The organism is Streptomyces sp. JW3, from assembly GCF_052216785.1.
Taxonomy (GTDB): domain Bacteria; phylum Actinomycetota; class Actinomycetes; order Streptomycetales; family Streptomycetaceae; genus Streptomyces.
This window is the reverse complement of record NZ_JBQOUX010000180.1, coordinates 1-9,331: the sequence shown is the minus strand read 5'-3', so window position 1 is coordinate 9,331 and position 9,331 is coordinate 1. Positions and strand designations below refer to the sequence as shown.

At 70.5% G+C, this 9,331-nt stretch carries 7 protein-coding genes and 1 pseudogene; all 8 read left to right on the top strand.

Features of this window, described 5'->3' with window-relative positions; translation table 11 throughout:
• Positions 1-119: 119 nt before the first annotated feature.
• A complete protein-coding gene (locus ACTT8P_RS37130; RefSeq protein WP_442836207.1) occupies positions 120-3,125 on the top strand; it encodes a M14 family zinc carboxypeptidase in 3,006 nt (1,001 codons plus the stop codon).
• Positions 3,126-3,351: 226 nt separating this feature from the next.
• Positions 3,352-4,362, top strand: a complete 1,011-nt coding sequence (gap, locus tag ACTT8P_RS37125) for a type I glyceraldehyde-3-phosphate dehydrogenase (RefSeq protein WP_442836206.1) — start codon at positions 3,352-3,354, stop codon at positions 4,360-4,362.
• A gap of 130 nt (positions 4,363-4,492) precedes the next feature.
• A complete protein-coding gene (locus tag ACTT8P_RS37120; protein WP_442836205.1) occupies positions 4,493-5,704 on the top strand; it encodes a phosphoglycerate kinase in 1,212 nt (403 codons plus the stop codon).
• 6 nt (positions 5,705-5,710) lie between these two features.
• The gene (gene tpiA, locus ACTT8P_RS37115) at positions 5,711-6,487 is read left to right on the top strand and encodes a triose-phosphate isomerase (RefSeq protein WP_442836204.1); all 777 of its coding nucleotides are present in this window, start codon (positions 5,711-5,713) and stop codon (positions 6,485-6,487) included.
• A 113-nt stretch (positions 6,488-6,600) separates the two neighbouring features.
• Positions 6,601-6,831 (top strand): preprotein translocase subunit SecG, encoded by a 231-nt coding sequence (gene secG, locus ACTT8P_RS37110; protein WP_442836203.1) that lies wholly within the window; start codon positions 6,601-6,603, stop codon positions 6,829-6,831.
• A gap of 237 nt (positions 6,832-7,068) precedes the next feature.
• Positions 7,069-7,404: an RNA polymerase-binding protein RbpA gene (locus tag ACTT8P_RS37105; protein ID WP_003957010.1), complete on the top strand. Its 336-nt coding sequence runs from the start codon at positions 7,069-7,071 to the stop codon at positions 7,402-7,404.
• Between the two features lie 135 nt (positions 7,405-7,539).
• Positions 7,540-8,784, top strand: a complete 1,245-nt coding sequence (locus ACTT8P_RS37100) for an MFS transporter (RefSeq protein ID WP_442836208.1) — start codon at positions 7,540-7,542, stop codon at positions 8,782-8,784.
• 78 nt (positions 8,785-8,862) lie between these two features.
• Positions 8,863-9,331, top strand: a pseudogene (locus tag ACTT8P_RS37095) (glucose-6-phosphate isomerase); the annotation flags it as partial.

The window sequence follows — 9,331 nt, the reverse complement described above, 5'->3', positions numbered from 1 at the left end:
CCATTTGGGTGGTCGACACCGGCCCCCGCGTGTCGTGACCGCGCTCTTGACTCGATCATGGAGTGTCATGAGCCTGGCAACCTGTTCGCCACTGTGGCGAACCACCGCAAGGGGGGTTCATGAGACAGGGACGACAGGGACGACAGGAAAGACACGGACGGCACGGACGACGCGGAGCGAGACCGATCCTCGCTGTCGGCACCCTCGGCGCACTCCTGCTCGGCGCAGCGAGCTTCGCCCCCGTGGCCCAGGCGCAGCCCGCGGCCGCCGCCCCGGACCCGCAGGAAGTGAAGGTCTTCCGCGCCGAGGTCACCCAGCGGCAGGTGCCCCTGCTGCTGGCCGCCGGCCAGGACGCCCATGAACTCGGCGAGCAGGTGCCCGCCAAGGGCACGGCCTCCGTCGAGGTCTACCTCACCGGCCGGCAGGCCGAGGAACTGGAGGAGCAGGGCGTCGACCTCACCGAGCACACCCTCTCCGCCCGCGCCGAACAGCGCGTCGCGGCCGCCGCCGACGGGGTCTTCCGCCCGTACAGCGGCAGCGGCGGGCTGAAGGAGGAGATCCTCCGGACCGCCCAGGAGAATCCCGGCCTCACCAAGGTCGTCTCCATCGGCAAGACCGTCAAGGGCCAGGACATCCTCGCGCTGAAGCTCACCAAGGGCGCGAAGAAGTCGAAGGACGGCTCCAAGCCGTCCGTCCTGTACGCGTCCAACCAGCACGCGCGCGAGTGGATCACCCCGGAGATGACCCGGCGGCTGATGCACCACTACCTGGACAACTACCAGTCCGACCGGCGCGTCAAGAAGATCGTCGACTCCACCGAACTGTGGTTCCTGCTGTCGGCCAACCCCGACGGCTACGACTACACCTTCGAGAACACCGACAACCGCCTGTGGCGCAAGAACCTGCGCGACGTCAACGGCGACGGCGCCATCAGCACCGGTGACGGCGTCGACCTCAACCGCAACTTCGCCTACAAATGGGGTTACGACGACGAAGGCTCGTCCCCCAACCCCACCAGCCAGACCTACCGCGGCGCCGGCCCGAACTCCGAGCCCGAGACCAAGGCCCTGGACGCCTTCGAGAAGCGGATCGGCTTCACGTACGGCATCAACTACCACTCCGCCGCCGAACTCCTGCTCTACGGCGTCGGCTGGCAGGTGGCCACCGACACGCCCGACGACGTCCTGTACCGGGCCCTCGCCGGTACGCCCGACAACTCCGCGATCCCCGGCTACCGGCCGCAGGTCTCCTCGGAGCTGTACACCACCAACGGCGAGGCCGACGGACACGCCGCCAACGTCAACGGCATGGCGATGTTCACCCCCGAGATGTCGACCTGTCAGACCGCGTCGAACGTCGATCCCGACGACGCGTGGAACGCGGGCGACTGCCAGTCGGTCTTCAACTTCCCCGACGACGAGACGCTGATCCAGCAGGAGTTCGAGAAGAACGTCCCGTTCGCGCTCTCCGTCGCCGAGACCGCGCCCCACCCCGACCGGCCGGCCTCGTCGGTCGGCCTGGACGCCGCGGACCTCACCCCCAAGGCGTTCACCACGTCCTACGCGCGCGGCGCCGACCAGGAGGTCGCGGTCGTCGCCCGCAAGTCGGTGCGCGACAAGGCACTGAAGTACCGCGTCAACGGCGGCCGCACGCACGAGGCGGCGCTGCGGCCCTGGCGGGGCGGCGAGACCTACGGCGGCGAGGACAACCTCTACTTCGACGAGTACCGCGCCGAGGTCGAGGACGGCGCGCCGGGCGACCGGGTCGAGGTGTGGTTCACCGGCCGGAGCCGGCAGGGCAAGCCGGTCGCCGGCGCGCACTTCACCTACACGATCGCCGAACGGGCCCGCGCCGACGTCCTGGTCGTCGCCGAGGAGGGCGTCACGGCCACCCAGGCGCGGACCTACGTGGACGCGCTCAAGGCCAACGGCCGGCGGGCCGCCGTTTGGGACGTCGCCGTCCAGGGCGCGCCCGACGCGCTCGGCGTCCTCGCCCACTTCGGGACCGTCGTCCACTACACCGGCGCCGCCACCCCCGGCAACGCCACCCAGCACCAGCTGCGCGCCTACCTCAACGAGGGCGGCAAGCTGGTCGAGGCGGGCGAACAGGCCGGCGGCAGCGTCGACCTCGGCGGCGGCAACCCGTCGGACGACTTCAGCCAGTACTACCTGGGCGCCTACACCCGCACCGCCACCTCGGGAGCCACCGGCTTCACCGGCTCCGGCGCGCTGGACGGCACCGGCGGACCGCTCGGCGCCGCGCCCGGCAACCCGCTGGACCGGGCCGGCACCTACAGCGTGACCTCGGACGAACTGCCCGTCGAGAGCCACCCGCAGTTCGCGAGCGCGGGCGCCGGACAGTTCGCCGGGACCGTCAACCCGTACGGGCCCTACGCGGGCGACTGGATGGCCGCCGCGGTGCACACCGACGACGCCTACAAGCGCCTCACCCGCACCGTCGACCTCACCGGCACCACCGCCGCGCAGGCCCCCGCGCTCCGGACCCGACTGCTGTGGGACACCGAGGAGGGCTACGACAACGTGATCGTCGAGGCCCGCACCGCGGGCGGCGACGACTGGACGACGCTCCCGGAGGCCGGCGGCGCCACTGGCACCGCGGTACCGGCGGAGTGCGCGGCCGGCTACTACATCAACGAGCACCCCTGGCTGGAGCACTACCTGACGCTGTCCGACGACGGCTGCGCCGCGACCGGCAGCACCGGGTCCTGGAACAGCCTCACCGGTTCCTCCGGCGGCTGGCAGCAGGTCTCCTTCGACCTGAGCGGCTACGCCGGCCAGGCCGTCGAGGTGTCGATCAGCTACGTCACCGACCCCGGCACCGGCGGCCGCGGCGTCCTGGCCGACGAGGCGTCCGTCGTCGTCGGCGCCGCCGCGACCGAGACCGAGGGCTTCGAGACGTCGCTGGGCGCCTGGCAGGTGGCCGGACCGCCGCCGGGCAGCCCGGCCGTGCTGCGCGACTGGACCCGTACCGGAACCCTGTTCCGGACCTACGGCGCGGTCACCACGGACGACACCGTGCTGTTGGGCTTCGGCCTGGAGCACCTGACCGCGGCGGCCGACCGGACCGCCCTGCTCGGCAAGGCACTGAGTGCCCTGGACGAGTGACCCGACCGGCGCCGGCGGAGTGCGCCACCGGCGCCTAAACAGGTGATCGACACCCCGCTCACATGGCGTTCCGTACCCGTACCGACGGGTACGGAACGCCTTGCCGTGGATGGCCCTCTCGATGTCACCCCGGAGCCTTTGGAGAGGTAGGGTCGTATGCGGTCGGGGACATCCCATACAGCTCGTCGGCGTCGAGCCGCCGACGTACCAACGAGGAGATCGGTTCGTGACGATCCGCGTAGGCATCAACGGCTTTGGCCGCATCGGTCGTAACTACTTCCGCGCGCTGCTGGAGCAGGGTGCGGACATCGAGATCGTGGCTGTCAACGACCTGGGTGACACCGCGACCACCGCGCATCTGCTGAAATACGACACCATCCTCGGACGCCTGAAGGCCGAGGTGTCGCACACCGCCGACACCATCACGGTCGACGGCAAGACGATCAAGGTGCTCGCCGAGCGCAACCCCGCCGACATCCCGTGGGGCGAGCTGGGCGTCGACATCGTCATCGAGTCGACCGGCATCTTCACCAAGAAGGCCGACGCCGAGAAGCACATCGCCGGCGGCGCCAAGAAGGTCCTCATCTCGGCTCCGGCCAAGGACGAGGACATCACCATCGTGATGGGCGTCAACCAGGACAAGTACGACGCGGCCAACCACCACGTCATCTCCAACGCCTCCTGCACCACCAACTGTGTGGCGCCGATGGCCAAGGTCCTCGACGAGAACTTCGGCATCGTCAAGGGCCTGATGACGACGGTGCACGCGTACACGAACGACCAGCGCATCCTGGACTTCCCGCACAAGGACCTGCGCCGCGCCCGGGCCGCCGCCGAGAACATCATCCCGACCACCACCGGTGCCGCCAAGGCCACCGCCCTGGTGCTCCCGCAGCTCAAGGGCAAGCTGGACGGCATCGCGATGCGCGTCCCGGTCCCGACCGGCTCGGCCACCGACCTGGTCGTCACCCTCCAGCGCGAGGTCACCAAGGACGAGGTCAACGCCGCGTTCAAGAAGGCCGCCGACGACGGCGACCTCAAGGGCTACCTGACCTACACCGAGGACGAGATCGTCTCCTCGGACATCGTCAGCGACCCGTCGTCCTGCACCTTCGACGCCTCCCTGACCATGGTCCAGGAAGGCAGCACGGTGAAGATCCTCGGCTGGTACGACAACGAGTGGGGCTACTCGAACCGCCTCGTCGACCTCACGGTCTTCGTCGGCAACCAGCTCTGATCGACTGAGCAGGCATTCTCGATGCGCCGGCAGGGCTCGGACGGTGTGCGCGCCGTCCGGGCCCTGACGCGCGTCCGGTACGACCCGCCCTCGTAGGATCACGAGCGATCACCAGCCCAGGAGTTGCTGCATGAAGACGATCGACGAACTGCTCTCCGAAGGCGTCGCGGGCAAGCGCGTCTTCGTCCGCGCCGACCTGAACGTCCCGCTGGACGGCACCACCATCACCGACGACGGCCGCATCCGCGCCGTGCTGCCCACCGTCAAGGCCCTGGCCGAGGCGGGCGCGCGGGTGATCGTCGCCTCGCACCTGGGACGCCCCAAGGGCGCCCCGGACCCGGTCTTCTCGCTGGCCCCCGCCGCCGCCCGCCTCGGCGAGCTGCTCGGCACGGACGTCGCCTTCGCCGAGGACACGGTCGGCACCGCCGCCGAGTCCGTCGTCACCGGCCTCGCCGACGGCCAGGTGGCCGTCATCGAGAACCTGCGCTTCAACGCGGGCGAGACCAGCAAGGACGACGCCGAGCGCGCCGCCTTCGCCGACCAGCTGGCCGGTCTCGCGGACGTCTACGTCGGCGACGGCTTCGGCGCCGTGCACCGCAAGCACGCCTCCGTCTTCGACCTGCCGAAGAAGCTCCCGCACTACGCCGGCTACCTCATCGCCACCGAGGTCGGCGTCCTGAAGAAGCTCACCGACGACGTCCAGCGCCCCTACGTCGTCGCGCTCGGCGGCGCCAAGGTCTCCGACAAGCTCGCCGTCATCGACCAGCTGCTCGGCAAGGCCGACCGGCTGCTCATCGGCGGCGGCATGGCGTACACCTTCCTCAAGGCCAAGGGGTACGAGGTCGGCATCTCCCTCCTGCAGGAGGACCAGATCCCGGTCGTCAAGGAGTACATCGAGCGCGCGGAGCGAAGCGGCGTGGAGCTGGTGCTCCCCGTCGACGTGCTGGTGGCGACCGAGTTCCCGGACCTGAAGACCAAGGCCCCGGCCCACCCCGCAACCGTCGCCGCGGACGCCATCCCCGCCGACCAGGAGGGCCTGGACATCGGCCCCGAGACCCGCAAGCTGTACGCCTCGAAGCTCGCCGACGCCGCCACCGTCTTCTGGAACGGCCCCATGGGCGTCTTCGAGCACCCCGACTACGCCGAGGGCACCAAGGCGGTCGCCCAGGCCCTCGTCGAGTCCCCGGGCTTCTCCGTGGTCGGCGGTGGCGACTCCGCCGCGGCCGTCCGCACGCTCGGCTTCGACGAAACGGCATTCGGCCACATCTCGACCGGCGGCGGCGCCTCCCTCGAATACCTCGAGGGCAAGACGCTCCCCGGTCTCGCCGCACTGGAGGACTGACCCCGCATGACCACTCGCACGCCGCTGATGGCGGGCAACTGGAAGATGAACCTCAACCACCTTGAGGCCATCGCCCACGTCCAGAAGCTCGCCTTCGCCCTCGCGGACAAGGACTACGAGGCCGTCGAGGTCGCCGTCCTGCCGCCCTTCACCGACCTGCGCTCGGTGCAGACCCTGGTCGACGGGGACAAGCTGAAGATCAAGTACGGCGCCCAGGACATCTCCGCGCACGACGGCGGTGCCTACACCGGCGAGATCTCCGGTCCGATGCTGGCCAAGCTGAAGTGCACGTACGTGGCGATCGGCCACAGCGAGCGGCGGCAGTACCACGCCGAGACCGACGAGCAGGTGAACGCCAAGGTCAAGGCCGCCTACAAGCACGGTCTGACCCCGATCCTGTGCGTCGGCGAGGAACTGGACGTCCGCGAGGCGGGCAACCACGTCGCCCACACCCTCGCCCAGGTCGAGGGCGGCCTGAAGGACCTCCCGGCCGAGCAGGCCGAGACCGTCGTGATCGCCTACGAGCCGGTGTGGGCCATCGGCACCGGCAAGGTCTGCGGCGCCGAGGACGCCCAGGAGGTCTGCGCGGCGATCCGCGGCAAGCTCACCGAGCTGTACTCGGCGGAGCTGGCCGAGAAGGTCCGCATCCAGTACGGCGGCTCGGTCAAGTCGGGCAACGTCGCCGAGATCATGGCGCAGACCGACATCGACGGCGCCCTGGTCGGCGGGGCCTCCCTGGACGCCGACGAGTTCGTCAAGATCGTCCGGTTCCGCGACCAGTAGATCCACCGGCGAGTATGCGGTAACGGCGTTACGTCGTACTCTGGCGGGGTCCAGCGGTATTCGCTGGGCCCCGTCGTCCATCAGAATCCGAGGAAGTTGGTCCAGCCGTGGTTATGGGGTTCTCGATCGCCCTGATCGTCTTCAGCCTGCTGCTGATGCTGCTGGTGCTGATGCACAAGGGGAAGGGCGGCGGCCTCTCCGACATGTTCGGTGGCGGCATGCAGTCGTCCGTCGGCGGCTCCTCGGTCGCCGAGCGCAACCTCGACCGGATCACCGTGGTGGTCGGTCTGTTCTGGTTCGCGTGCATCATCGTGCTGGCTCTGCTGATGAAGACCAACAGCTGACCCGCACCCACCCGGTCCGCACCGCACAGTTCGCAGTTGCAGTTCGCAGTTTTCGACGTAACGCCCCATGCTTCGGTACGCGCTCCTGAGCGCGCCCTATCATGGGGCTTGCGTCTTGATGTGGGGCCGGTAACTCCAATCACTGGACGCGCGTTGGGCCTTACGTAGACTGAGGCGCTCGCAGCGAAGCGAAACGCCGACTCGCTTCGCGGCACCATCACGCAGGGAGTTACGACCGTGGCAAGTGGCAACGCGATCCGGGGAAGCCGGGTCGGAGCGGGGCCGATGGGCGAGGCCGAGCGTGGCGAGTCCGCGCCGCGTCTGCGCATCTCCTTCTGGTGCTCCAACGGGCACGAGACACAGCCGAGCTTCGCCAGCGACGCGCAGGTGCCCGACACGTGGGACTGCCCCCGCTGCGGCTTCCCCGCCGGACAGGACCGGGACAACCCGCCGGACCCACCGCGCACCGAGCCCTACAAAACCCACCTGGCGTACGTGCGCGAACGCCGCAGCGACGCCGACGGCGAGGCGATCCTCGCCGAGGCGCTGGCCAAACTGCGGGGCGAGATCTAGGAGTTGGCACCGGCCGGGCACCCACGAGGGGCCCGGCCGGGTCCGTTCCGCGGCCGCGTACGACGTGACTGTCAGTGGTGCCGTCTACGGTTTGTGCATCGACGAAATTCGATGACGGATCGTGGGGGGACGGGCATGGTGACGGTGGCGGCGGTGGACGAGCGCGCGCCCGCGTGGCGCGGCGGGTTCGGGCGGCTGTGGAGCGCCGCGGTGCTCTCCTCCTTCGGCGACGCGCTGCGCACCGCCGCACTGCCCCTGCTGGCCGTGTCGCTCACCGGTGACCCGCTGCTCATCGCCTCGGTCACCGCCTGCGGCTATCTGCCCTGGCTGGTCTTCGGGCTGCTCGGCGGCGCGGTCGCCGACCGGGTGGACCAGCGGCGCGCCATGTGGGCGGTCGACGCGGTACGCGGACTGGCGGTCGCGGGGTTCGCGGTGGCCGTGGGCCACGGCCACGGCTCCATCGCCCTGCTCATCGCCCTGGCCTTCCTCCTCACCACGCTCCAGACCCTCTTCGACAACGCGGCCACCGCCCTGCTGCCCACCCTGGTCCGCCCCGACGCGCTGGGCAGCGCCAACGCCCGGCTGCTGACCGGGCAGCGCATCGCCGGCGGGCTGCTGGGCGGGCCGGTCGTCGCGCTGCTGCTCACCGCGGGGATCGCCGCCCCCTTCGCGGTCGACGCCGCCACCTTCCTGGTCGCCGCCGCGCTGGTGGCCTCGCTGCGGCCGGCCGCTCCCGAGCGGGCTCCGACGGCGACGGGCGGCACCCTGCGCCGGGAGATCGCCGAGGGGCTGCGCGTCCTGGCCCGGGACCGGCTGCTGCGCGGACTGTGCGCCGCCACCGCCCTGTGCAACATCGGCATGGGTGCCCTGATCGCCACCCTCGTCCTCCTGGTCACCGACCGGCTCGACGCGGGGACGGCCGGGTACGCGGCGGTGATCACCGCGTACACCGTCGGCTCACTGGCCGGGGGAGTGGCCCACCGCCGCCTCGTCGCCCGTACCGGGTACGCGCGCGGGGTGCTCGTCGCCGGCACCGTGCAGCTCGGGGCGCTGGTCGTGATGGGCTCGGTGCGCAGCCTGCCGGTCCTGGCGGCGGCGCTCGCGGTGTTCGGGTTCATGGGCATGGTGTGGAACGTCAGTTCACGCACCCTGATGCAGCGCCGCAGCCCGGCCGGGATGCTGGGCCGGGTCAGCTCCGCCTTCCGCACCCTCGGAACGGCCGGGGCGCCGCTGGGCGCCCTGCTGGGCGGAGCCGTCACCGCCGCCTGGGGCGCGCACACCCCGGCACTGTTCGCGGCCGCCTGCTTCGCCCTGTCCGTCGCCGCGCTGATACCCGGGCGCCATGCCGACGACGAGTCAGGTCAACCCCAGATCAATTAGGTTGGGACCGGCAGCGGGGCAAGGCACGCGGCAGGGTTACGCGGCAGGGACAGGCAGAAAAGAAGGCGGAACTCCGAAATGAACGCAGACGGCCGTACCAGGCTCAACCAGACACCCGAATGGACCGCGCTGGCCAAGCACCGCGAGGAGCTGGGCGAGACGCACCTGCGCGAGCTGTTCGACGTGGACCCGGACCGCGGCACCGGGTACACCCTGCGGGTGGGCGACCTGTACGTCGACTATTCCAAGCACCTGATCACCGACGAGACGCTGCGGCTGCTGCGCGAGCTGGCCGCCGCCACCGACGTCTTCGGACTGCGGGACGCGATGTTCCGCGGCGAGAAGATCAACGTCACCGAGGACCGGGCGGTGCTGCACACCGCGCTGCGCGCCCCCGCCGACGCGGTGGTCGAGGTCGACGGCGAGGACGTGGTGCCCCAGGTGCACGCCGTGCTCGACAAGATGGCCGACTTCGCGGACCGGGTGCGGTCCGGCGCGTGGACCGGTCACACCGGCCGGCGTATCCGCAATGTCGTCAACATCGGCA

Coding starts and splice junctions, on each gene's coding strand:
- ACTT8P_RS37130 (WP_442836207.1), top strand. CDS start 120: ATGAGACAGGGACGACAGGGACGACAGGAAAGACACGGACGGCACGGA.
- ACTT8P_RS37120 (WP_442836205.1), top strand. CDS start 4,493: ATGAAGACGATCGACGAACTGCTCTCCGAAGGCGTCGCGGGCAAGCGC.
- tpiA (WP_442836204.1), top strand. CDS start 5,711: ATGACCACTCGCACGCCGCTGATGGCGGGCAACTGGAAGATGAACCTC.
- secG (WP_442836203.1), top strand. CDS start 6,601: ATGGGGTTCTCGATCGCCCTGATCGTCTTCAGCCTGCTGCTGATGCTG.
- ACTT8P_RS37100 (WP_442836208.1), top strand. CDS start 7,540: ATGGTGACGGTGGCGGCGGTGGACGAGCGCGCGCCCGCGTGGCGCGGC.